This is a genomic window from Pseudomonas sp. MIACH, assembly GCF_001269925.1.
GTDB lineage: Bacteria > Pseudomonadota > Gammaproteobacteria > Pseudomonadales > Pseudomonadaceae > Aquipseudomonas.
Map to the genome: position 1 here is coordinate 188,233 of NZ_LHVO01000033.1, position 21,874 is coordinate 210,106.

Annotated in this window: 23 protein-coding genes; 16 read left to right on the top strand and 7 right to left on the bottom strand. The window is 61.7% G+C overall.

Annotated elements, in window-relative coordinates:
- Positions 1-9: 9 nt before the first annotated feature.
- The 14 genes from cobO to AD670_RS14060 all read left to right on the top strand — a co-directional run bounded on the left by cobO (position 10) and on the right by AD670_RS14060 (position 11,624).
- A complete protein-coding gene (cobO, locus tag AD670_RS14000; RefSeq protein ID WP_027603802.1) occupies positions 10-621 on the top strand; it encodes a cob(I)yrinic acid a,c-diamide adenosyltransferase in 612 nt (203 codons plus the stop codon).
- The gene (locus tag AD670_RS14005) at positions 618-1,967 is read left to right on the top strand and encodes a cobyrinate a,c-diamide synthase (RefSeq protein ID WP_053133108.1); all 1,350 of its coding nucleotides are present in this window, start codon (positions 618-620) and stop codon (positions 1,965-1,967) included. Before cobO ends, AD670_RS14005 begins: the two co-directional genes overlap by 4 nt.
- Positions 1,964-2,614, top strand: coding sequence for a 5,6-dimethylbenzimidazole synthase (bluB, locus tag AD670_RS14010; protein WP_053133111.1), 651 nt, complete (start codon positions 1,964-1,966; stop codon positions 2,612-2,614). Before AD670_RS14005 ends, bluB begins: the two co-directional genes overlap by 4 nt.
- Positions 2,611-3,519, top strand: coding sequence for an adenosylcobinamide-phosphate synthase CbiB (cbiB, locus tag AD670_RS14015; RefSeq protein WP_053133115.1), 909 nt, complete (start codon positions 2,611-2,613; stop codon positions 3,517-3,519). Before bluB ends, cbiB begins: the two co-directional genes overlap by 4 nt.
- Positions 3,512-4,501, top strand: a complete 990-nt coding sequence (gene cobD, locus AD670_RS14020; protein WP_053133118.1) for a threonine-phosphate decarboxylase CobD — start codon at positions 3,512-3,514, stop codon at positions 4,499-4,501. The genes cbiB and cobD overlap by 8 nt, the downstream gene beginning before the upstream one ends.
- A complete protein-coding gene (locus tag AD670_RS14025; RefSeq protein WP_053133120.1) occupies positions 4,498-5,949 on the top strand; it encodes a cobyric acid synthase in 1,452 nt (483 codons plus the stop codon). Before cobD ends, AD670_RS14025 begins: the two co-directional genes overlap by 4 nt.
- A 382-nt stretch (positions 5,950-6,331) precedes the next feature.
- Positions 6,332-6,853: a bifunctional adenosylcobinamide kinase/adenosylcobinamide-phosphate guanylyltransferase gene (gene cobU / locus AD670_RS14030; protein ID WP_053133123.1), complete on the top strand. Its 522-nt coding sequence runs from the start codon at positions 6,332-6,334 to the stop codon at positions 6,851-6,853.
- Positions 6,850-7,905 (top strand): nicotinate-nucleotide--dimethylbenzimidazole phosphoribosyltransferase, encoded by a 1,056-nt coding sequence (gene cobT / locus AD670_RS14035; RefSeq protein ID WP_053133126.1) that lies wholly within the window; start codon positions 6,850-6,852, stop codon positions 7,903-7,905. Before cobU ends, cobT begins: the two co-directional genes overlap by 4 nt.
- Positions 7,902-8,477, top strand: a complete 576-nt coding sequence (gene cobC, locus AD670_RS14040) for an alpha-ribazole phosphatase family protein (protein WP_053133129.1) — start codon at positions 7,902-7,904, stop codon at positions 8,475-8,477. The genes cobT and cobC overlap by 4 nt, the downstream gene beginning before the upstream one ends.
- Before the next feature lie 2 nt (positions 8,478-8,479).
- Positions 8,480-9,208 (top strand): adenosylcobinamide-GDP ribazoletransferase, encoded by a 729-nt coding sequence (locus tag AD670_RS14045; protein ID WP_053133132.1) that lies wholly within the window; start codon positions 8,480-8,482, stop codon positions 9,206-9,208.
- Between the two features lie 42 nt (positions 9,209-9,250).
- Entirely contained in the window at positions 9,251-9,655 is a 405-nt protein-coding gene (locus AD670_RS14050; RefSeq protein ID WP_053133135.1) for a MarR family winged helix-turn-helix transcriptional regulator, read from the top strand.
- A gap of 63 nt (positions 9,656-9,718) precedes the next feature.
- Positions 9,719-10,918, top strand: a complete 1,200-nt coding sequence (locus AD670_RS14055) for an MFS transporter (protein ID WP_172681475.1) — start codon at positions 9,719-9,721, stop codon at positions 10,916-10,918.
- Positions 10,915-11,037, top strand: coding sequence for a hypothetical protein (locus AD670_RS31985; protein ID WP_256243906.1), 123 nt, complete (start codon positions 10,915-10,917; stop codon positions 11,035-11,037). Before AD670_RS14055 ends, AD670_RS31985 begins: the two co-directional genes overlap by 4 nt.
- A 35-nt stretch (positions 11,038-11,072) precedes the next feature.
- Positions 11,073-11,624: a glutathione peroxidase gene (locus tag AD670_RS14060; RefSeq protein WP_053133140.1), complete on the top strand. Its 552-nt coding sequence runs from the start codon at positions 11,073-11,075 to the stop codon at positions 11,622-11,624.
- A gap of 65 nt (positions 11,625-11,689) precedes the next feature.
- Here the strand turns inward: AD670_RS14060 and AD670_RS14065 are convergent, their stop codons facing one another.
- The 4 genes from AD670_RS14065 to AD670_RS14080 form a co-directional block, all read right to left on the bottom strand.
- Positions 11,690-12,973 carry an OmpP1/FadL family transporter gene (locus AD670_RS14065; RefSeq protein WP_053133143.1) on the bottom strand — a complete coding sequence of 428 codons (1,284 nt, stop codon included), beginning with the start codon at positions 12,971-12,973 and terminating at the stop codon, positions 11,690-11,692.
- A gap of 146 nt (positions 12,974-13,119) precedes the next feature.
- Positions 13,120-13,602, bottom strand: coding sequence for a hypothetical protein (locus tag AD670_RS14070; RefSeq protein ID WP_053133146.1), 483 nt, complete (start codon positions 13,600-13,602; stop codon positions 13,120-13,122).
- A 281-nt stretch (positions 13,603-13,883) separates the two neighbouring features.
- The gene (locus AD670_RS14075) at positions 13,884-14,105 is read right to left on the bottom strand and encodes a hypothetical protein (RefSeq protein WP_010563939.1); all 222 of its coding nucleotides are present in this window, start codon (positions 14,103-14,105) and stop codon (positions 13,884-13,886) included.
- Between the two features lie 442 nt (positions 14,106-14,547).
- Positions 14,548-14,853 (bottom strand): hypothetical protein, encoded by a 306-nt coding sequence (locus AD670_RS14080; RefSeq protein ID WP_053133149.1) that lies wholly within the window; start codon positions 14,851-14,853, stop codon positions 14,548-14,550.
- 457 nt (positions 14,854-15,310) lie between these two features.
- On the opposite strand from AD670_RS14080, the gene AD670_RS14085 reads away from it, so the two are divergent.
- Positions 15,311-15,634, top strand: a complete 324-nt coding sequence (locus AD670_RS14085; RefSeq protein WP_043293316.1) for a hypothetical protein — start codon at positions 15,311-15,313, stop codon at positions 15,632-15,634.
- Positions 15,635-15,809: 175 nt separating this feature from the next.
- Complete coding sequence (rmuC, locus tag AD670_RS14090; protein WP_172681476.1) at positions 15,810-17,174, top strand: DNA recombination protein RmuC; 1,365 nt, start codon at positions 15,810-15,812, stop codon at positions 17,172-17,174.
- Positions 17,175-17,234: 60 nt separating this feature from the next.
- Here the strand turns inward: rmuC and AD670_RS14095 are convergent, their stop codons facing one another.
- The 3 genes from AD670_RS14095 to AD670_RS14105 form a co-directional block, all read right to left on the bottom strand.
- A complete protein-coding gene (locus tag AD670_RS14095; RefSeq protein WP_053133154.1) occupies positions 17,235-20,705 on the bottom strand; it encodes a PAS domain-containing hybrid sensor histidine kinase/response regulator in 3,471 nt (1,156 codons plus the stop codon).
- A gap of 119 nt (positions 20,706-20,824) precedes the next feature.
- Complete coding sequence (locus AD670_RS14100; protein ID WP_027603821.1) at positions 20,825-21,208, bottom strand: YbaN family protein; 384 nt, start codon at positions 21,206-21,208, stop codon at positions 20,825-20,827.
- A gap of 20 nt (positions 21,209-21,228) precedes the next feature.
- Positions 21,229-21,816 carry a YecA family protein gene (locus tag AD670_RS14105; RefSeq protein WP_053133157.1) on the bottom strand — a complete coding sequence of 196 codons (588 nt, stop codon included), beginning with the start codon at positions 21,814-21,816 and terminating at the stop codon, positions 21,229-21,231.
- Between the last annotated feature and the right edge of the window lie 58 nt (positions 21,817-21,874).

Below are 21,874 nucleotides of genomic sequence, written 5' to 3' on the forward strand. Positions count from 1 at the left end.
AGAGCTGCCATGACCGATACCCCCGACCGCGACGAACGCCACCTGGCGCGCATGCTGCGCAAAAAAGCCGTGATCGACGAGCGCATCGCCAATTCCCCCAATGAGTGCGGCTTGCTGCTCGTGCTGACCGGCAACGGCAAAGGCAAGAGCAGCTCGGCATTCGGCATGCTCGCGCGCGCCATGGGCCACGGCATGCAGTGCGGTGTGGTGCAGTTCATCAAAGGGCGCAACAGCACCGGTGAGGAGTTGTTCTTCCGTCGCTTCCCCGAACAAGTGCGTTTCCATGTGATGGGCGAAGGCTTCACCTGGGAAACCCAGGACCGCCAGCGCGATATCGCCGCCGCCGAAGCCGCCTGGGCCGTCTCCCGTGAACTGCTGCAAGACCCCACCATCGGCCTGGTGGTGCTGGATGAGCTGAACATCGCCCTCAAGCATGGCTACCTCGACCTCGATCAGGTACTCAGCGACCTGCAAGCCCGTCCGCCGATGCAGCACGTGGTGGTCACCGGCCGTGGCGCCAAGCCTGAATTGATCGAAATGGGCGACACCGTCACCGAAATGGGCATGCTCAAGCACGCATTCCAGGCCGGTATCAAGGCACAGAAGGGCGTCGAACTTTGAATCAGCCCCGCCATTGCCCAGCCGTCCTGATCGCCGCACCGGCGTCCGGCCAGGGCAAAACCACCGTCACCGCCGCGCTGGCCCGTTTGCACCGCAACCTGGGGCGCAAGGTGCGCGTGTTCAAATGCGGCCCGGACTTCTTGGACCCGATGATCCACGAACGCGCCAGCGGTGCGCCGGTGTATCAATTGGACATGTGGATGGTGGGCGAGCAGGAAAGTCGCCGCCTGCTGTGGGAAGCGGCGGGGGAGGCCGACCTGATCCTGATCGAAGGCGTGATGGGCCTGTTCGATGGCACACCGTCCAGCGCCGACCTGGCGCGGCATTTCGGCGTGCCGGTGCTCGGCGTGATCGATGGCACCGCCATGGCCCAGACCTTTGGCGCCCTGGCCCTGGGCCTGGCGCGCTATCAGCCGGACTTGCCGTTTGCCGGCGTGCTGGCCAACCGCGTCGGTACCCTGCGCCATGCGCAACTGCTGGAAGGCAGCCTCACCGAAGGCTTGCGCTGGTATGGCGCACTGTCCCGCGAAACCGGGATTGAACTGCCCAGCCGCCATTTGGGCCTGGTGCAAGCCAGCGAACTGAACGATCTCGACGTGCGCCTGGACGCCGCCGCCCAGGCACTGGGCAGCAGCTGTGAAGTCGCGTTGCCGCCACCGGTAACCTTCGCCGCACCGCAAGTGATCGCCGCCGAGCCATTGCTGGCCGGTGTACGCATTGCCGTGGCCCGTGACGAAGCCTTCGCCTTCACCTATGGCGCCAGCCTCGACCTGCTGCGGGCGATGGGCGCCGAACTGACGTTTTTCTCGCCGATCCATGATCGCCAGCTGCCCGAGGCTGACAGCCTCTATTTGCCCGGTGGTTACCCGGAATTGCACCACCAGGCGCTGTCCGACAATACCCCGATGCTCACTGCCATTCGTGCGCACCACGCCGCCGGCAAGCCGTTGCTCGCCGAGTGCGGCGGCATGCTCTACCTGCTGGACTCGCTCACCGACGTGGACGGCAAACGTGCTGAACTGCTTGGCCTGCTCCAGGGCGATGCGGTGATGCAAAAGAAACTCGCGGCCCTGGCCCTGCAAAGCGTCGAATTGCCCGAAGGTGTGCTGCGCGGGCACACGTACCACCATTCCCTGACCAGCACCGAATGGCAGCCGATTGCCCGCGGCCTGAGCCCGAACGGTGGGCGCGGTGCCGAAGCGGTCTTCCGGCAGGGGCGGATGACGGCCTCTTACGTGCACTTCTATTTCCCGTCGAATCCGACTGCGGTGGCCGCCTTGTTTGCGCCGGACCGAGCTCAAACCCTATCCACTGTGGGAGGGGGCTTGCCCCCGGTAGGGCCATGACCGACAACGCTTTCCCCCAGGCCGACCGCGACGCCGTCTACCGCGCCATCGCCGAACGCCGCGACATGCGCCATTTCAGCGGCGGCGTGGTAGCCCCCGAATTGCTGCATCGCCTGCTCCAGGCCGCGCACCAGGCCCCCAGCGTTGGCCTGATGCAGCCCTGGCGGTTTATCCGCATCAGCGACCGCGCGTTGCGAAGCCAGATTCAACAGCTGGTGGAAGAAGAGCGCGTGCGCACCGCCGAGGCGTTGGGCGAGCGCTCCGACGCGTTCATGAAACTCAAGGTCGAAGGCATCCACGACTGCGCCGAAGTGCTGGTGGCAGCGTTGATGGATGACCGTGAGCGCCACATCTTCGGGCGGCGCACCTTGCCGGAGATGGACCTGGCGTCACTGTCCTGTGCGATCCAGAACCTGTGGCTGGCAGCGCGGGTCGAGGGGCTGGGCATGGGCTGGGTCTCGTTGTTCGAGCCCCAGGCCCTGGCCGACCTGCTGGGCCTGCCGCCCGGCGCGAAACCACTGGCGGTCTTGTGCCTGGGGCCGGTGACGGAATTTTACCCGGCACCGATGTTGCAGCTCGAAGGCTGGACCGAACCTCGGCCATTGAGTGAGATGTTGTATGAGAATGTGTGGGGAGTGAGTCAATGAGTGTGGCCTTGCTGTGTGTGGCTGCGGTGGCGCTGGATGCGCTGCTGGGCGAGCCCAGGCGCTGGCATCCGCTGGTGGCGTTCGGCAATTTTGCCGGGCGTGTCGAACAACGTTTCAACAGCGGTGGCCGTGGCTGGCGCAGCCATGGCGTGACCGCGTGGTTTATCGCCGTGGTGCCGTTGACCCTGCTGGCCACCGCGTTGTCGTGGGCGCCATATATCGGCTGGATACTGGAAATCCTCGCGCTGTACTGCGCCCTCGGCATGCGCAGCCTCGGCGAACATGTAATCCCGGTGGCCCAGGCCCTGCGCAGCGACGACCTGGACGCGGCCCGCACACGGGTGAGCTACCTGGTCAGCCGCCAGACCAGCGAACTGGACCGCACCGAAGTCGCCCGCGCCGCCACCGAGTCGGTGCTGGAAAACGGCAGCGATGCGGTGTTTGCCGCGCTGTTCTGGTTTGTCGTCGCCGGCGTGCCGGGCGTGGTGCTCTACCGTCTGAGCAACACCCTTGACGCCATGTGGGGCTATCGCAACGAACGCTTCGAACGCTTCGGCTGGGCTGCCGCCAAGATCGACGATGTACTCAACTATATTCCTGCACGTCTGGTGGCTTTAACCTACGCCGTGCTCGGCAAAACCCGCCTGGCCCTCAAATGCTGGCGCACTCAGGGACCGACCTGGGACAGCCCGAATGCCGGGCCGGTGATGGCATCCGGCGCCGGTGCGTTGGGCGTTGAGCTGGGTGGCGCCGCGATTTACCACGGCGAGGTGCATCATCGTCCGCAGTTGGGCGAAGGCCCGGCGGCGGATGCCGATTCCATCGACCGCGGCTGGCAGCTGGTGCAGCGCGGCGTATGGTTGTGGTTGCTGATTCTATGCGTGGGGGGGCAATTTTATGCTTGAACACGGTGGCCGGCTGCGCAAGGCGGCGATTCAGTACGGGATCGCCGAGGCCGATTGGCTGGACCTTTCCAGCGGCCTCGCGCCCTGGCCCTGGCCGATCCCGGAGATTCCGCTGCGGGCCTGGGCGCGCTTGCCGGAATCCGACGACGGCCTGGAACAAGCGGCCAGCGAGTATTACGGCGCTGCCCATCTCCTGCCAGTGGCCGGCTCCCAGGCGGCGATCCAGTTGCTGCCGCGCCTGCGCCGTGCCGGCAAGGTCGGCGTGCTGTCGCCGTGCTATGCCGAGCACGCCGAAGCCTGGCGCCGCGCCGGTTACGTGGTGCGCGAAGTGCAGGAGCAGGAAGTCGATTTTTTCCTCGATGGCCTCGACGTGCTGGTGGTGGTCAACCCCAATAACCCCACCGGACTCAGCCTGCCCCCGCAACGCCTGCTGGACTGGCACACAAGGCTGGCCCAGCGCGGCGGCTGGCTGGTGGTGGACGAAGCGTTTATGGATGTCACCCCGCAGTTGAGCCTGGCGAGTCAGGCCCATCGGGTCGGCTTGATTGTGCTGCGCTCGTTTGGCAAGTTTTTCGGCCTGGCCGGTGTGCGCCTGGGCTTTGTGCTGGCCGAACGCAGGTTGCTTAAGTTGCTGGCCGAACAGGTCGGGCCGTGGGCCGTCAGCGGGCCGACGCGGGTGCTGGGTCAAGTGTGCCTGCGCGATACCGCTGGCCATGCGCGGCAGCGAGCGCGCTGCATCGAGGCCGGCCAGCGCCTGTTTGAAATACTTGAGCGCCATGGCTTTCAACCCCAGGGCGGCTGCGCGTTGTTCCAATGGCTAATCACCCCACACGCTGAGCGCATGCACGAATTCATGGCCCAGCGCGGCATCCTGCTGCGCCTGTTTGTGCACGACAGCAGTGTGCGTTTTGGCCTGCCCGGCACCGAGGCCGACTGGTTGCGTCTCGACGAAGCGCTGGCGGCCTACAGGGACGCGTCATGAGTACGCTGATGGTGCAAGGCACCACCTCCGATGCCGGCAAAAGTACCCTGGTGACCGCCTTATGCCGTTGGCTGGTGCGCCAGGGCATCGCCGTGGCGCCGTTCAAACCGCAGAACATGGCGCTCAACAGCGCCGTGACGGCCGAAGGCGGCGAGATTGGCCGCGCCCAGGCCGTGCAGGCCCAAGCGGCCAACCTGGCGCCCCACACCGATATGAACCCGGTGCTGCTCAAGCCCAACAGCGACACGGGCTCCCAGGTGATCATCCATGGCCGCGCCGTGACCAGCATGAACGCGGTGGCCTATCACGACTACAAAGCCATCGCGATGCAGGCGGTACTGGCCTCCCACGCGCGCTTGAGCGAAAGCTACCCGGTGGTGATGGTGGAAGGCGCAGGCTCTCCGGCGGAGATCAACCTGCGCGCCAATGACATCGCCAACATGGGCTTCGCCGAGGCCGTCGACTGCCCGGTGCTGCTGATTGCCGATATCAATCGTGGCGGCGTATTTGCCCACCTGGTTGGCACCCTGGAACTGCTCTCGCCCAGCGAACAGGCGCGGGTCAAGGGCTTCATCATCAACCGCTTTCGCGGCGACATCGCACTGCTGCAACCCGGCCTGGATTGGTTGCAGGCACGCACCGGCAAACCGGTGGTGGGCGTATTGCCCTACGTGATGGACCTGCACCTGGAAGCCGAGGACGGCATCGACCAACGCCAGATCGACAAGGCGGCGCAGGTGCTCAAAGTAGTGGTGCCGGTGTTGCCGCGCATCAGCAACCATACGGATTTCGATCCGCTGCGCCTGCATCCCCAGGTGGATTTGCAGTTTATCCGGCCGGGCCAGCCGATTCCGGCCGCCGACCTGATCATCCTGCCCGGCTCGAAAAGCGTGCGCAGCGACCTCGCGTACCTGCGCGCCAATGGCTGGGACACCGCCGTGGCGCGGCACTTGCGCTACGGCGGCAAGGTGCTGGGGATTTGCGGCGGCTTGCAGATGCTTGGTGAACAGGTGCACGACCCGTTGGGCCTGGAAGGGTCAGCCGGTTCCAGCGACGGCCTGGGTCTGCTGGCATTCAGCACGACCCTGGAAGCAGAGAAACAGCTGCGCAATGTGCGTGGGCGTTTGTTGCTGGAAGATGCCGAGGTCAGTGGGTATGAGATCCATGCGGGCGTGACGTGCGGCGCTGCCCTGTCGAACGCCGCCGTGCTGCTGGATGACGGTCGCAGTGACGGCGCGCAAAGTGCTGATGGGCAGATTCTTGGCACGTATTTGCATGGCTTGTTCGAGACCCCGGCGGCCTGCTGTGCGTTGCTGCGCTGGGCCGGGTTGCAGGATGTGCAGGCGGTGGACTACCACGCCCTGCGCGAACGTGATATCGAGCGCCTGGCGGATCTGGTGGAGAACCATTTGGACACCGATTTGTTGCGCAAACTGTGTGGGGTTTAAGGGTGTACACACGGTTCAAATGTGGGAGAGGGCTTTCGGTGTACATATCCATTCCTGCGGTAACGGCCACTTATGGTTCCGCTCTTACAGCGGCTCACTTTTGGAAAGGCCCAAAAGTAAGCAAAAGGCCTTCGCCCCACCACTCGGCACCTCGCTTGGGCTCGGTGTGCCCTCACTCCGGCTTGAATCCGTGGGCCGCCGCAATGGGCCATCCCTGGCCCAGTGCGGCTAACCCGGCGTCCTGCCGGGTTACCCACGGATTCAAGCCTGCGTTCGGCCAGCGTGGTTTACGGGGCGACTTCAGATCAAAAGCAGGATCAAAAGCCAGATCAAAAACGACTCGCTTCGCATCGTGGAGTGGTGGGTGGGTAGGGGGGGGCTCATGCTTCAACTGATTTTAGGCGGCGCTCGTTCCGGCAAAAGCCGCCTGGCCGAAAAGCTCGCCAGCGACAGCGCTTTGCCCGTCATCTATATCGCCACCAGCCAACCGCTTGACGGCGAGATGAATGCCCGCGTTGCCTTGCATCGCGAGCGCCGCCCGGATCACTGGGGTTTGATCGAGGAACCTGTCGAGCTGGCGCGTGTGCTACGCGAAAACGCTGCGCCCGGTCGTTGCCTGTTGGTGGATTGCCTGACCCTGTGGCTGACCAATTTGCTGATGCTCGAAGACGCGGAGCGCCTGGCGTTTGAGCGCGATCAATTGCTGGAAACCCTGGCCGTGCTACCGGGTGAAATTATTTTTGTCAGCAACGAGACCGGTCTGGGTGTCGTGCCGCTGGGCGAATTGACTCGCCGCTATGTGGATGAAGCCGGTTGGCTGCATCAAGCCTTGGCCGAGCGGTGTCAGCGTGTTGTCCTGACGGTTGCCGGCCTGCCCCTGACGTTGAAAGGTACTGCGTTATGACTGACACCTGGTGGCTCAACCCGTGTAAGGCGATTGACGCCTCGGCGTACGAACAAGCTCTGGCGCGCCAGCAGCAATTGACCAAGCCGGCCGGCTCCCTCGGCCAGTTGGAGGCGTTGGCGGTGCAATTGGCCGGTTTGCAGGGCCAGGTCAAACCGTCGGTGGATCAGCTGTGGATCGCCATCTTTGCCGGTGATCACGGCGTGGTTGCCGAAGGGGTATCGGCGTTTCCCCAGGAAGTGACCGGGCAGATGCTGCATAACTTTGTCAGTGGTGGTGCGGCCATCAGTGTATTGGCGCGGCAACTGGATGCGCAGTTGGAAGTGGTCGACCTCGGTACGGTGACCCCTTCGCTGAGCCTGCCCGGCGTCCGTCACCTGAATATCGGCGCGGGCACCGCCAATTTCGTCAAGGGCCCGGCAATGACGGGCGCCCAGGGCCGATTGGCATTGCAGGCGGGTCGCGACAGTGTGCTGCGCGCCCGTGAACGCGGTGCGCAGTTGTTTGTCGGCGGTGAGATGGGCATTGGCAACACCACCGCCGCCAGTGCGCTGGCCTGTGCTTTGCTCGATTGCCAGGTGACCGACCTGACAGGCCCAGGCACCGGGTTGAATGCCCAGGGCGTCAGTCACAAGGTGGCGGTGATCGAGCGCGCACTCGCCTTGCATGCCGCGCAGCGTGGGGATGCGCTGCACACCCTGTTCAATCTCGGCGGCTTTGAAATCGCTGCCTTGGTGGGCGCTTATCTGGCCTGCGCCCAGGAAGGCATTGTGGTGCTGGTGGATGGGTTTATCTGCACCGTCGCGGCGCTGGTCGCCACGCGCTTGAACCCGGCGTGCCGCGACTGGCTGCTGTTCGGCCATCGCGGTGCCGAGCCTGGCCATCGCCATGTCTTGCAGAGCCTTGATGCACAGCCGTTGCTGGAACTGGGCCTGCGCCTGGGCGAGGGCAGTGGCGCGGCGTTGGCGGTGCCGTTGCTGCGCCTGGCGTGTGCGCTGCATGGGCAGATGGCGACGTTTGCCGAAGCGGCCGTGGCAGACCGTCCGGCATGACCTTGCATCTGGACCTGTTGCGCCATGGCGAAACCGAGCTGGGCGGCGGCCTGCGCGGCAGCCTGGACGATGCGTTGACCGCCAAGGGCTGGGAACAGATGCGCGCCGCCGTGCTGGCACAGGGGCCTTGGGACCGGCTGATCAGTTCGCCGTTGCAACGCTGCGCGCGCTTCGCCGATGAGTTGGGTGCGCGGCTGCATCTGCCGGTGAGCCTGGAAAAGGATCTGCAAGAACTGCACTTCGGTGCCTGGGAAGGGCAGAGTGCGGCAGCGCTGATGGAGACCGATGCCGAAGGCCTCGGCCGGTTCTGGGCCGATCCCTATAGCTTCACGCCGCCCCAGGGCGAACCGGTCGGCGAGTTTTCCCAACGGGTTTTGGGCGCCGTCCTGCGCCTGCATAAGGCATATGCCGGTGAGCGTGTGCTGCTGATCAGCCACGGCGGGGTGATGCGCTTGCTGTTGGCTCAGGCGCGCGGTCTGCCCCGTGAGCAGTTGCTGAATGTCGAAGTCGCTCATGGCGGGTTGTTCAGCCTCCAGGTCGGCGCCGATGGCGTGTTGAAGGAAGGAATCTGAGCATGCTGCCGTTCTGGATCGCGCTGCAATTTCTCAGCAGTTTGCCTATTCGTCTGCCGGGCATGCCGCAACCCCATGAGCTTGGGCGCTCGCTGCTGTTTTATCCGCTGGTCGGGTTGCTGTTCGGCGTGCTGCTGTGGGGCCTCAATACGTTGTTGGTCGGATCACCGCTGTTGTTGCACGCCGCGCTGCTGCTGACGGCCTGGGTGCTGCTCAGTGGCGGCTTGCACCTCGATGGCCTGGCGGACAGCGCCGATGCCTGGCTCGGTGGTTTCGGCGACCGCGAGCGCACCCTCAGCATCATGAAAGACCCGCGCAGCGGGCCGATTGCCGTGGTCACCCTGGGCCTGGTGTTACTGCTCAAGTTCACCGCGCTGGTGGCCTTGATCGAGCAGCACAACGGTGCGGCGTTGATCCTCGCGCCGTTGATCGGGCGGGCGTCGATGCTGGCATTGTTTCTCACCACGCGCTATGTGCGAGCGGGCGGATTGGGTCAGGCCCTGTCGGATCATTTACCGCGCGTCGTCGGTCAACAGGTACTGATCCTCAGTGGCCTGGGGTGCATCCTGATCGGTGGTTTCAGCGGTGGGATGGCCGTGTTGCTCGCTGCACTGTGCTTTATGGGGCTGCGCCAACTGATGATCAATCGGCTCGGCGGCACCACCGGCGACACTGCTGGCGCGCTGCTGGAACTGCTGGAAGTCGCCGTATTGGTGGGCCTGGCTCTGTAACACTTTCTTGCATTTCAATAATCGCGGGTATATACACGTTCCATGCTTGCCTCCCAATGTTTATGTACCAACCTGCGACGTGCCGCCCGTGGCGTCAGCAGGCATTACGACGGCGCCCTCGATGGCTTCGGAATCAACGTCGCCCAGTATTCTTTGCTGTGCAACCTGCAGCGCCTCGATCAGCCGAGCATTTCCAGCCTGGCCGACGCCATGGGCCTGGATCGCAGCACCTTGGGGCGCAACCTGCGGGTGCTGGAGTGCGAAGGGCTGGTGCAACTGGTCGAGGGCAACGACCTGCGCAACCGTCTGGTGTTACTGACCGAGGCCGGCGAGCAACGCTTGGCCGCCGCGTTGCCGGCCTGGGAGGCGGCGCAACAGAAATTGATCGATCAACTCGGCGCGGAAAAACGCGAAACCCTGTTGGCCTTGCTGGATGAACTCGCCTGAAGGCGGGTTTGTTCGAACACAAGCGGGTATATACCCGCGAACGGAGAATAAGAAATGACGTCGATGTGGCGCACCAGTGGTTGGATCCTTGTGGGGAGTGCGCTGATCCTGGCGTTGTCCCTGGGCGTGCGGCACGGTTTCGGCCTGTTCCTGGCGCCGATGAGCAGCGAATTCGGCTGGGGCCGTGAGACCTTTGCCTTTGCCATCGCCTTGCAGAACCTGATCTGGGGCCTGGCGCAGCCGTTTACCGGTGCCTTGGCCGACCGTTTCGGCGCGACCAAGGCGGTGTTTGTCGGCGGCGTGTTATACGCCGCAGGCCTGGTGTTGATGGGCATGTCGGATTCGGCGTGGTCGTTGTCCTTGAGTGCGGGCTTGCTGATCGGTATCGGCCTGTCCGGCACGTCGTTTTCGGTGATTCTGGGCGTGGTCGGCCGCGCCGTGGCGCCGGAAAAGCGCAGCATGGCCATGGGCATTGCCAGTGCTGCCGGTTCGTTCGGCCAGTTCGCCATGGTGCCGGGTACCTTGGGCTTGATCAGTTGGCTGGGATGGTCGGCGGCTTTGCTGGTGTTGGGCCTGATGGTGGCGCTGATCCTGCCGCTGGTGAGCATGCTCAAGGACCGCCCGCTGCCGGTGATGGCTGGCCAGCAAACCCTGCGTGAAGCCTTGAAGGAAGCCTGCTCCCACTCCGGGTTCTGGTTGCTGGCCTTCGGCTTTTTCGTCTGCGGTTTCCAGGTGGTGTTTATCGGTGTGCACCTGCCGGCCTATCTGGTGGACCAGCACTTGCCGGCGACGGTCGGCACCACGGTGTTGGCGCTGATCGGGCTGTTCAATATCTTCGGCACCTACACCGCCGGCTGGCTCGGCGGGCGTATGTCCAAGCCACGCCTGTTGACCGGGTTGTACCTGCTGCGCGCGGTGGTGATCATGCTGTTCCTGTGGGCACCGGTGACCGAAGTCACGGCCTACCTGTTCGGTATGGCCATGGGCTTCCTGTGGCTGTCCACGGTACCGCTGACCAACGGCACGGTCGCCACGCTGTTTGGGGTGCGAAACCTGTCCATGCTCGGTGGGATCGTGTTCCTTTTCCACCAGCTCGGGTCGTTCCTTGGCGGTTGGTTGGGCGGGGTGGTCTATGATCGAACCGGTAACTACGATTTGATCTGGCAAGTGGCGATCCTCTTGAGTGTGCTCGCCGCAGCCCTGAATTGGCCGGTGCGTGAGCGGCCGGTGGCGCGATTGCAGGCGCAGATGGAGGCGACATGAGTGCGACCTGGTATTGGTTCGGCGGGGCAGTAGCGATAGCGCTGTTGCTGGCCCTGGCCTGGTGGGGCTGGCAACGCGGTGGCCTGGCGTTGATGCAACTGGGTATGTCGATCTGTTAAGTTCGATTCCTGAACTCTTTATAGGACCTTTCGACATGCAGATGCGCTGGCTTGCTGTACCTGTGCTTATGGCTGCTTTTGGCGGCGTGGCGTTGGCTGCCGATTGCCCGCCGTTGCTGGAGGGGCAATTGCCCAAGCTGCGTGCCAAGGAATCCATCGACCTGTGCCAACGTTTTGCCGGCAAGCCCTTGGTTATCGTCAACACCGCGAGCTTTTGCGGGTTCGCGCCGCAATTCAAGGGGCTCGAAGCACTGTATCAACGCTACAAGGATGAAGGGCTGGAGGTGATCGGCGTGCCCTCCGATGACTTCAAGCAGGAAGCCAAGACCGGCGAAGAAACTGCCAAGGTCTGCTACGTGAACTACGGCGTGACCTTCACCATGACCGAGCCGCAGAAGGTCAAGGGGCCGGACGCGGTGCACCTGTTCAAGGTATTGGCGCAGCATAGCAATGCGCCGAAGTGGAATTTCTACAAGTATGTAGTGGATCGCCAGGGCAAGGTGATTGCCGATTTCTCCAGCCTCACCAAGCCGGACAGCCCTGATCTGATCAAGGCTGTGGAGCAGGCCATAGCGTCCAAACCCTGATTAACGCCCATTGAAAAGCCCCGCCTCCTTTGCAGGAGAGCGGGGCTTTTTTACACCCGTCTGGATCAGAAGGTGTAGGTCATGCCGAGGCCGAAACCGTTGGCACTGTTTTCGTACTTGGCGCGGTAACTGGCTGTCGACGGGGCGTCAGCAGTTTGGTTGATCTTGACGTCTTCTTCTTTCAGATACGAATACGCCAGGTCGACTGTCATGTTATCCATGACTTTGTAGCCCAGGCCCACGCTGAAGATCGTACGGTCGCCAGTCGGGATGCGCGGCGAACGATCGGTGTTGTTGGTCGGGGATTGGTCGAAGGTCAGGCCAGTACGCAGCACGACTTGCTTGGTCAACTGATACGAGGTACCCACGGCGTAGGCCCAAGTGTCGTGCCAATTTTGTTCTTCGGTGATGGAACCTAGTTGGGTTGGCGCCAGCAAGCCGCCGGCAGCCGTTACGCCTTCGTTGTTGACGGTGATCTCTTTCAGGCGACTCCAACGCGTCCAGGTTGCACCGCCATAGAGTTTCCAGGCGTCGGTCAGGTCTTGGGTGACGGACAGATCGTAGGACTCTGGGGTGTCGATTTTCAGCGAGGCGTCGTAACGGTTGTTACGCAGGAATGGCTGAGTGGCCGCTGGCCCGCTGACGGTGGTGTGGCCTTCGAGCTTGTACTTGACCTTCGAGTGGTAGGTCAGGCCCACGCGTGTGGTGTCGGTGGCCTGGACCAATACGCCGACGTTGAAACCCAGGGCTGTATCGTCACCCTTGATTTTTACGTTGGTATCGGAGGCAAGCGGGCTAAGGGTCTTGTCCGACTCAAGCACACCGGAAATCCGGTTGATGGTCGGGCCAAAGCCGATGGATACACGATCATTGAACGCATAGCTGACAGTTGGCTGGAAGGTCATGACCTTCACTTCGCTCTTGCTGCCGAAGCCGCGACCCTGGAAGCCGTTTTCATAGTCGGTCACCAGGCCGAACGGTGCGTATACACCGAAGCCGATAGCCCACTGATCGTTGAGTTTGTTGGTGTAGAAACCGAATGGCACCGCGGTGAACGGAACCATGTCGCCTTTGTTGGAGCCGCGAGAGTTGCCACCGGTATTGCTGATATCGGTCGACGCATCAATGGCAGCGACACCACCGGTGATTTGTTGGCCATTCAAGCGCGACATACCGGCCGGGTTACCGTAGACAGTGCTTGCATCATCGGCAGAAGAGGAGCGACCTGCGAAACCCGTACCCATCCCGCTGACGCTCTGTTCGTTCAGTGCGAAACCGCTTGCGAACAGTTGGGAGGATGCCATGGCAACGGCGAGGCTAAGTGTGGTCTTGAGCATTACTTTTTTCATTATTAGAACTCCGTGGTGATCACCGCAGCGGAAAGTATCAATAAAATTAACATCGCGCTATAGGCTGTAATGCAGGAGATAGAGCGGTTTTGTAGGACAATCCGACCAAAATTCAGTGTTTTTGGCGAATCTTGCAAATTGCCCGGTCAGCAAACCGCGTGATTCATGGGGGAAACACAGGTTTGCCAGGCTTGGGTGAAATCCCGCAGCCTTCCTTGAGGGTGAAATATTTCTTTCCAGATACGCGCCATGGCCAAAACATCACCCGGGGGTGGCAGGGCGGGGCTGTGTTGTTCAACCAGCAGCCAGGCGATAGCCGTGGCATAACGCAGGTTTACGGTGAGTTCCAGTTGGGGCGCACTGAGAAAGGCATGTTGGCTGGCGAGCCCGCGTACCAGGCTGGCACGTTCGGGGTCGAGCGCCAGGTAGTTATCCCACAAGGCGCGATGGCGAGGTTCGGTGATGCTGTACAGGCCGTGGCCGCGTCGATCGTGCAGAGCGGAACCCAGTTCCGACTGGCTGGCCGCAATACCCAGCAGCAAGGACTCAGCCGTTGGGCTCTGCCGACCGAGGTAGGTCAACGTCGGCCGGATTACGTAACGACACAATTCACTGGCTGCGATACCCATACACGCCTCAATCCGTGAAAGTGGTCGACGAGTCCTGAGAAGGGGGGGGCTTGGCAGCAGTGGATCGGATCTCAGGCTCGTCGGAAGCGGATCATGCCGCTTGAGTTGAAGTGTAGTGTCATATTCATGAGGTAAAGGACTGTTTTTAAAACATCTTCCTCATCCAGTTATAACGTTTATATCGATTTGAACTTAGTAAAAAGGCCCACAGCGTGAATTGCGGGCAATAAAAAACCCTGCGTTTTAAACAGGGTTTTTTGTGTTTCAGCGACTTTGGTCGATCAGGCAACCAGTGCCTGGCGAGTACGTTCGATCACTGCCTGCAGCGGTTCTGCGCTGGAGTATTGATCGGGGTACAGGCGTTCGCTGTGACGAGCGATGCCGTGTTCGTTGACCAGGGTGAAGCTGAAGCAGCCTTTGCGAGCGGCCATGATCAGGCAGTTCATTGGAGCAAAAGCGTTGGTGAGGGTGCGAATGGCATCCTGAGTATGGATAGCGGACATATTATTGGTGTTCCTACAAATGACACGGATAAGAACCGTGCAACGTTAAAACGTTCCAGTAACGTTGATCACCATTGATCAAACGAAGAACCCGACTGGAACAAAGCAGCCAGTTTGAAGCGCTAATAAGTTAGGCGCGCTTGGGCTGGCAGGTAGGTACTTAGGAGGGCAGGCAACACAACAGGGGCAAAGGTTCTGGGCCCAGGGTGAAGATCCTGATCAATTTGCAGGTTGGTTCGGTCAGAGTATGAAAACTTCGCGGCACCCTTTGCTTGTTCAAAGGCAGTGTCGTCGCAAGTGATACCTGGAAACCATCGAGGTGATCGATCCCATGTTGTTCAAGGGAGTTGTTCGACCAGAATTGACTTTCAGCTTGGTACTAACGCTGCGGATAGTAACGGATTGAAACAGGTAAGGGAAGTGGTCAGTCAAAAAACTTTAATCAAGCGCCCAGTAGACCGCGATAAACCAGCACTGTGATCGCGGCTGCCAGCGAGCAGCCCAGCGCGTAGGCGGCGAGGGTCAGGCGCAGGGATTGGCCGGTCTCGACCACTTTCACCACATCAGCCATGTCATTGATACGCCCCTCACCCAACTCGATACACAGACTCGCGGCGGTGAACGCGGCTGATAACAGGATGGCGATCGCAAACAAGGCCCCATCCGGGGATGGCAGAGCACCATTGATCCCCAATGAAATGGCGCAGATAACCAGTAACAACACGGCGAATAACAGAATTCCTTTCATCGACCCACTCAGCGTTGCCTTGCCCGTCGGGCAGTGTGGCGAGCCGATAAAGATTTGAAAAGTCCCTGTTTTGCCTCAGCGGTAACATTTTTGAAGCCAGTCGCTTCAAAAAAAGCCGTTGATATAACCGTCGGATCGGTACTTGTGCACATTAGTTGCGGCGTGTGTAACCAGGCTGTCAAGTGCTAGGCAGGACCGCCATTTGCCTGCAATGAAAATTTAAGTCAATGAAAAATCTGGCTTTTTTTTATTGGTGAAAAAATCGTCAGTTTGACTGCGGGCCCCGTTCCATGGGCCTTTGCGCGAGTTAAAGGGAGGTTGTCCACTGAGTTATCCACAGCTTCTGTGGATTGTCCCGAGCGCTTGCTCTAGAACGGGCGTGCAGGTTTTTTTCAGCTTTACCTGTACGAAAAAAAGAGTAGAGTGGCGCGCCTTCCGTTCTGTCCCACAGTGCTTTATGAAGTTTCGCTCAGTATCACCTTCTGTTACCGACACCCCGCAAACTGTTACCGCACCCAAGCGCTTTTCCTTGAAAGTCGCCCTGTGGTTGCTCGACAGCCCACGCCTGGGGCACAGCACCAACGTCAAGCATTTCGCCGGGCGCTTGCTCAAGCAGCCGGCCCGCGAGGGCGTGGTTGCTGCGCAAAGCCGCCTGGGCCAATTGATGTGCCGTGAGTGCGGCAACGCCCGCGACCGCCGCATCGGCCACGACCTGCTGCGCCTGGCCGCCCGTGCCGGTGACCGCCGCGCCCAACGAGAACTGGGTCAGGTCGAAGACTGAGCTGTCCTCACGCTCTACGCTTGGTTAACCTTGCTCCTTTTCGGTGATGGCGGAAATGGCTATGGTTTTTGACTGGACCAGTATTGCCCTGGGCCTGGCTGGTGCCGCAGTGCCTTTATTGGCGGTGTGCTGGCAGATTCAGCGGCGGTTGACCGCGCGGACCACCGGCTGGGAACTGCTCGAAGAGCGCCTGGCCACTGCGCAACTGGCCCAGGAAGGCCTTGCCGCCCAACTGGATGCCAGTCGCGATGAAATCAGCGACTTGAGCCAGGCCAATGCCGCCAAACAGGCCGATCTCGCTGCTGTGCGCCGTGAAGTCGAGCTGTTGCAGATCGACCGCGACAACGCCCGCGACGCCGCCCACGCCTGGAACCTTGACCGCAGCGCCAAGGAAACCGAATTGCGCCGCCTCGACGCACTCTCTGCCGCCTTGCGCGCCGAGCTGCGCGAGCAGCAGGAAAGCCACCAGCAGCGCCTCGCCGACCTGCAAGGCTCGCGGGACGAGTTGCGTGCGCAGTTCGCTGAGTTGGCCGGCAAGATTTTCGATGAGCGTGAACAGCGCTTTGCCGAGACCAGCCAGGAGCGCCTGGGCCAGTTGCTCGATCCCTTGAAGGAGCGCATCCAGTCCTTCGAAAAACGCGTGGAAGAAAGCTACCAGAACGAGGCCCGCGAGCGCTTTTCCCTGGCCAAGGAGCTTGAACGCCTGCAGCAACTGAACTTGCGTCTGTCAGACGAAGCGACCAACCTGACCCGCGCCCTCAAGGGCCAGAAGACCCAGGGCAACTGGGGCGAGTTGATCCTCGAACGGGTGCTGGAACACGCAGGTTTGGAGAAGGGCCGCGAGTACCAGACCCAAGTCAGCTTGAAGGGTCCGGACGGCGAGCGCTTCCAGCCGGATGTGCTGATCATGTTGCCCGGTGACAAGCAGGTGGTGGTGGATTCCAAGGTCAGCCTGACGGCGTATCAGCAGTACGTCGCGGCCGATGACGAGGTGATCGGTCGAGAGGCCCTGAAGCAACACGTGCTGTCGCTGCGCAATCACGTCAAAGGCTTGGCCGGCAAGGACTACAAACGCCTGGAAGGCTTGCACAGCCTGGATTTCGTGTTGCTGTTCGTGCCGATCGAAGCCGCTTTTTCCGCTGCCTTGCAGGCTGAACCGAATCTGTTCCAAGAGGCGTTCGACCGTCATATCGTGATCGTCAGTCCTACGACGTTGCTCGCTACCCTGCGCGTGATTGACAGCCTCTGGAAGCAAGAGCGTCAAAGCCAGAACGCCCGCGAAATCGCCGAACGCGCCGGTTGGCTGTACGACAAGTTCGTGCTGTTCATCCAGGATCTGGACGAAGTGGGCAATCGTCTTCAGCAGTTGGATAAGGCTTACAGCGCGGCGCGAAACAAGCTGACAGATGGGCGCGGAAATCTGGTCAGCCGTACCGAGCAGTTAAGGTTGCTCGGTGCGCGTGCCAGCAAAAGCCTGCCGGCGGATCTGCTGGAGCGGGCGATGACCGACGCTGACGGCGTCGCGCACCTTCCCGAATAAACACAATCCGAAAGCTGGGAGGGCAAGCCCCTTCCCACATTTTGACTGGGTACATTCGGTTTATAGAGGTAAGTGTCGACTCAGCAGCGCCCGCAGCGCGGCTGGCTTCACCGGCTTGGCGAGGTAATCCAGCCCCGCTGCATGCACCTTGGCCACCATCTCCGGGCGGCCATCGGCGCTGATGACCACGCCGGGAATCGGCTCCGCCAGTTCTGCGCGCAGCCAGCCCATCAACTCCGTACCGGTCTCACCGTGATCAAGGTGGTAATCCACCAGCGCCAGTTGCGGGCGTATGCCTTGCGCCAGTAACGCTGCACATTGCGCTTGATCGGTGGCGGTCCACACCTCACAGCCCCAGCGCGTCAGCAGGCTGCGCATGCCGATCAGGATGCTTTCCTCGTTATCTACGCAGAGCACTTGTGCACCGCTCATGGGCAGGCCGTTTTCTTGTACGGCTTTGACCTGTGGGCTGGCCTGGTTGCGCGCCAGCGGCACGCGCACGCTGAACACGCTGCCCTTGCCGGGCCATGAGCGCACGCTCAGGCGATGGCCCAGTACCCGGCACAGGCCGTCGGCAATCGCCAGGCCCAGGCCCAGGCCTTTCTCGGCGCGGGTCTGGTGGCTGTCCAGGCGCTTGAACTCTTCGAAGATCACCTTCTGTTTATCCTGCGGGATACCTGGGCCACGGTCCCAGACTTCCAGGCACAGCTCGCCCTTGCGCCGGCGTACGCCGAGCAGCACCGAGCCATCGGAATATCGGAAAGCGTTAGTCAGGAAGTTCTGCAGGATCCGCCGCAGCAACTTGATGTCACTGTCGACGCGCACGCGGCTGCCGCGCAGACGGAAGCGCAAGCCTTGCTCCTGGGCCAGGGCCTTGAATTCGGCGCCGAGGGTGTCGAACAACTCATTGAGTGCAAACGGCTGGCGCTGCGGATTGATCTTGCCGTTTTCCAGGCGCGAGATATCCAGCAGGTCGCTGATCAGGTCTTCGGCGGAGCGCAGCGAGCTGTCCAGGTGCTGCACCAGTTGCCGGGCTTCGCTGGACAGGCCGTCGTTCTGGTGGGAGAGGGCGGCGGAGAACAGGCGTGCGGCGTTCAACGGCTGCATCAGGTCATGGCTGACCGCCGCGAGGAAGCGGGTCTTCGACTGGCTGGCGGACTCGGCCACACCTTTGGCATCGGTGAGCGCCACATTGAGCTGCGACAATTCGTGGGTGCGCTCGGTCACGCGTTGTTCAAGGCCTTCGTTGGCCTCGGTGAGGGCCTGCTCGGCTTCGCGGAACGCGGTAATGTCGGTGAAGCTCATGACAAAACCACCGCCCGGCATCGGGTTGCCGATCAGCTCGATCACCCGCCCATTCGGAAACAAGCGCTCGGATGTATGCGCTCGGCCCTGGCGCATCCAGTGCAGGCGGCGCGCCACGTGCACTTCGGCCTCGCCCGGCCCGCATAAACCGCGCTCGGCGTTGTAGCGAATGATGTCGGCAATCGGTCGGCCTACGCTGATCAGCCCGTCGGGGTAATTGAACAACTCCAGGTAACGTCGGTTCCAGGCCACCAGCTTGAGGGACTGGTCCACCACACTGATGCCCTGGGTGATGTTCTCGATGGCGCCTTGCAGCAACGCGCGGTTGAATTGCAGTACTTCCGACGCTTCGTCGGCGATGCGTACGACGTCCTCCAGTTGCATTTCCCGCCCTTCAATGGCGGCTTTTACTACGGCGCGGGTCGAAGAGGCGCCGAGGACACCGGCCAGTAATCGCTCGGTGTGGGCGATCCAGTCGTTGTCGGCATTCTGGTTGGGGTTAAAGCCTTTGCCCTGGCGATAGGCGAAGCGGATAAAGCTCTGCTGGGCGCGTTCTTCACCTACAAAACGCGCGGCCAGGCTGAGCAGGTCACTGATTTGTACCGACAGCATCGAGCGGGCATTGGCGCGCTGGCTGATTTCCTGGCCGATAAAGCGCCCGGCTTGCCAGTGTTCCGACACGCGCGTACGCGACAGCATCGACACCCACACAAACAGCGTGAAGTTACCTGCCAGAGAGAACACCGTGCCCAAGGTCAGTGAGGTGACGGACAAGCCCAGCGGGTGCGAATGCATCCACGTCAGTCCTGGGAAAAGGGCGAGAGACCAGCCCAGGCTTTTCGCCGTAACCGGTAGGACCAAGGTGTAGAACCACAGGAACGTACCGGTCGCCAACCCGGCGAACACGCCACGCCGGTTGGCCTGTTTCCAGTACAGCGCGCCAAGCATGGCCGGTGCCAGTTGGGTCACGGCGGCAAAGGCGATCTGGCCGATGGTCGCCAGGCTTGCAGTAGAGCCCAGCAGGCGGTAGCTGACATACGCCAGCAGCAGGATGATCACGATGCTGACCCGGCGCACCGACAGCATCCAGTGACGGAACACTTCGAACGGTCGCTCGGCGCTGGAACGGCGCAGCAACCAGGGCAGCAGCATGTCGTTGGAGACCATGGTCGACAAGGCAATGCTCGCCACGATCACCATGCCGGTGGCCGCCGACGCGCCGCCGATAAACGCCAGCACGGCGAGGGCCGGATGAGCCTCGGCCATGGGCAGGCTGATCACGTAGGAGTCCGGCAGCACCGAGCCGGGCAGCATCATTTTGCCGCCCAAGGCGATCGGTACTACAAACAGCGCGGCAAGAATCAGGTAGGCCGGGAATACCCACTTGGCCAGGCGCAAATCCTGGGGGTCGATGTTCTCCACGACCGTCACATGGAACTGCCGAGGCAAGCAGATGATCGCCATCATGGCGACACCGGTTTGCACCACCATCGATGGCCAGTTGATGGTTTCCTTCCAGTATTCCTCCAGGCGTGGTGCGAGCATCGCCTGGCTGAACAGGTCGCCGAAACCGTCGTACAGGCCGTAGGTCACAAACGCGCCGACTGCGAGAAACGCGAACAGCTTGACCAGGGATTCAAATGCAATCGCCAACACCATGCCACGGTGGTGTTCGGTGGCGTCGAGGTTGCGCGTACCGAACACAATGGTGAACAGCGCCAGTACCAGGGACACGATCAAGGCGGTGTCTTGCGCTCGGGTGCCGGTGGTGTCCGCGCCAGCACCGATCAGCAGGTTGACCCCCAGCACGATGCCTTTGAGTTGCAGGGCGATATAGGGCAGCACGCCCACCAGGCAGATCAGCGCGACCACCACCGCCAGGGACTGGGATTTGCCGTAGCGTGCGGCGATGAAGTCGGCGATGGAGGTGATGTTTTCCTGCTTGCTGATCAGGATCATCTTCTGCAGCACCCAGGGTGCCAGCACCAGCAACAGCACCGGTCCAAGGTAGATCGGTAAAAACGCCCACAGTTGTTCGGCGGCCTGGCCTACGGCGCCGAAGAAGGTCCAGCTGGTGCAATAAACTGCCAGCGACAGGCTGTACACCCAGGCACGCATACGCGGCGGCAATGGCGCACGGCGACGGTCACCGTAGAAGGCGATGGCAAACATAATGGCCATATAGGCCAGGGCAACGGCGGCGATCAGCCCGCTGGACAGCGTCATGGTAACTCCGAGCATAAGAACACCCAGGCATTCCAGGCCCGGTTGGACAGTCTCGCATGATGCCTGGGGTTAGTCAGTGTCGACCAAGGTCGTGTGGGATCTAATGTCGCAGTGGGCGTTTAGCGCGGTGGCAGGGTTTTCTGGCGCAGGATGTAGATTGTCACCAGCACGGCGCTGGTCAGCATGAACCCGCGGGCCCATGGCAATGGCACCAGGTAGCAGGAAAAACCGATACTCAACCACATCAAGCCGATGGCGTAGACCTTGCCCTTGAGCGGGATGCCGTTGCCATCCAGATAATCACGAATCCAGGGGCCCAGGCGCGGGTGTTCCACCAGCCACTGGTAGAAACGCGGGGAGCTGCGAGCGAAGCAGGCGGCGGCGAGCAGGAGGAAGGGCGTGGTCGGCAATACCGGCAGGAAAATACCGATTACTCCCAACGCTACGCTCAGCCAGCCGATGGCCAGCAGCACGTAGCGCAGGAGCAGCGAGCGATTGCCCATGGGTGTCACGGGCAAGCGACTCAGTGGTGGCGTGGCTTGAGGATCGCCGGTTTTTCGTCAGGGGCGTTGCACAGCAGGTACAGCGCGGTCAGGGCTTCCGGGATCTGAACGATCATGTCGTCCATCAGGTTGGCGTCGGCGGCGATATCGGAAAACTCAGCTTCCTCCTCAAACAGCCCCGAACCGACCATGATCGGCAGCAGCATTTCGCTGACTTCTTCCTCGGCGGATTCGAACCAGGCCGCTTCGCGCAGGAACACCCCTTCCATAAAGCCAATGCACCAGCCGCGCAGGTCGGAGTCGTCCGGGTCTTCACCCAGGTCCAGCTCGCACGGCAGTTCGAACTCCTCATCGGAGGCCAGTTGACGACCGATGTGGGCCTTGAGGGCCAGCAGGGTGGATTCGATTTCTTCGCGCTGGGCGGCGTCGGCGTAATGCGGTTCTTCGGCGAACAGCGCGTCGATCCATTCACGGTCGGGAACGATATCGGAGCAGATCGACAGGGCGGTCAGGTAGCCGTGGGCGGCCACGTAGTCCAGCGCCTCGTCATGCAGCTCATCGGCGTCGAGGAAGGCTTGCAGGCGGGTTAGTTGCTCAGCGAAGGACATTGAAGGACTACCTTGGGAATAAACGATGCTGAATTCTAGGCTTTCTTGCGCGCCCAAG

What these genes read in the sequence shown, in the direction of transcription:
- cbiB (WP_053133115.1), top strand. Translation starts at nt 2,611, where the DNA reads ATGAGTGTGGCCTTGCTGTGTGTGGCTGCGGTGGCGCTGGATGCGCTG.
- AD670_RS14065 (WP_053133143.1), bottom strand. Translation starts at nt 12,973, where the DNA reads ATGAAAAAAGTAATGCTCAAGACCACACTTAGCCTCGCCGTTGCCATG.
- bluB (WP_053133111.1), top strand. Translation starts at nt 1,964, where the DNA reads ATGACCGACAACGCTTTCCCCCAGGCCGACCGCGACGCCGTCTACCGC.
- cobD (WP_053133118.1), top strand. Translation starts at nt 3,512, where the DNA reads ATGCTTGAACACGGTGGCCGGCTGCGCAAGGCGGCGATTCAGTACGGG.
- AD670_RS14105 (WP_053133157.1), bottom strand. Translation starts at nt 21,816, where the DNA reads ATGTCCTTCGCTGAGCAACTAACCCGCCTGCAAGCCTTCCTCGACGCC.
- AD670_RS14070 (WP_053133146.1), bottom strand. Translation starts at nt 13,602, where the DNA reads ATGGGTATCGCAGCCAGTGAATTGTGTCGTTACGTAATCCGGCCGACG.
- cobU (WP_053133123.1), top strand. Translation starts at nt 6,332, where the DNA reads ATGCTTCAACTGATTTTAGGCGGCGCTCGTTCCGGCAAAAGCCGCCTG.
- AD670_RS14045 (WP_053133132.1), top strand. Translation starts at nt 8,480, where the DNA reads ATGCTGCCGTTCTGGATCGCGCTGCAATTTCTCAGCAGTTTGCCTATT.
- cobC (WP_053133129.1), top strand. Translation starts at nt 7,902, where the DNA reads ATGACCTTGCATCTGGACCTGTTGCGCCATGGCGAAACCGAGCTGGGC.
- AD670_RS14095 (WP_053133154.1), bottom strand. Translation starts at nt 20,705, where the DNA reads ATGACGCTGTCCAGCGGGCTGATCGCCGCCGTTGCCCTGGCCTATATG.
- AD670_RS14050 (WP_053133135.1), top strand. Translation starts at nt 9,251, where the DNA reads ATGCTTGCCTCCCAATGTTTATGTACCAACCTGCGACGTGCCGCCCGT.
- AD670_RS14025 (WP_053133120.1), top strand. Translation starts at nt 4,498, where the DNA reads ATGAGTACGCTGATGGTGCAAGGCACCACCTCCGATGCCGGCAAAAGT.
- AD670_RS14055 (WP_172681475.1), top strand. Translation starts at nt 9,719, where the DNA reads ATGTGGCGCACCAGTGGTTGGATCCTTGTGGGGAGTGCGCTGATCCTG.
- AD670_RS14085 (WP_043293316.1), top strand. Translation starts at nt 15,311, where the DNA reads ATGAAGTTTCGCTCAGTATCACCTTCTGTTACCGACACCCCGCAAACT.
- AD670_RS14080 (WP_053133149.1), bottom strand. Translation starts at nt 14,853, where the DNA reads ATGAAAGGAATTCTGTTATTCGCCGTGTTGTTACTGGTTATCTGCGCC.
- cobO (WP_027603802.1), top strand. Translation starts at nt 10, where the DNA reads ATGACCGATACCCCCGACCGCGACGAACGCCACCTGGCGCGCATGCTG.
- AD670_RS14100 (WP_027603821.1), bottom strand. Translation starts at nt 21,208, where the DNA reads ATGGGCAATCGCTCGCTGCTCCTGCGCTACGTGCTGCTGGCCATCGGC.
- AD670_RS14075 (WP_010563939.1), bottom strand. Translation starts at nt 14,105, where the DNA reads ATGTCCGCTATCCATACTCAGGATGCCATTCGCACCCTCACCAACGCT.
- cobT (WP_053133126.1), top strand. Translation starts at nt 6,850, where the DNA reads ATGACTGACACCTGGTGGCTCAACCCGTGTAAGGCGATTGACGCCTCG.
- AD670_RS31985 (WP_256243906.1), top strand. Translation starts at nt 10,915, where the DNA reads ATGAGTGCGACCTGGTATTGGTTCGGCGGGGCAGTAGCGATAGCGCTG.
- AD670_RS14060 (WP_053133140.1), top strand. Translation starts at nt 11,073, where the DNA reads ATGCAGATGCGCTGGCTTGCTGTACCTGTGCTTATGGCTGCTTTTGGC.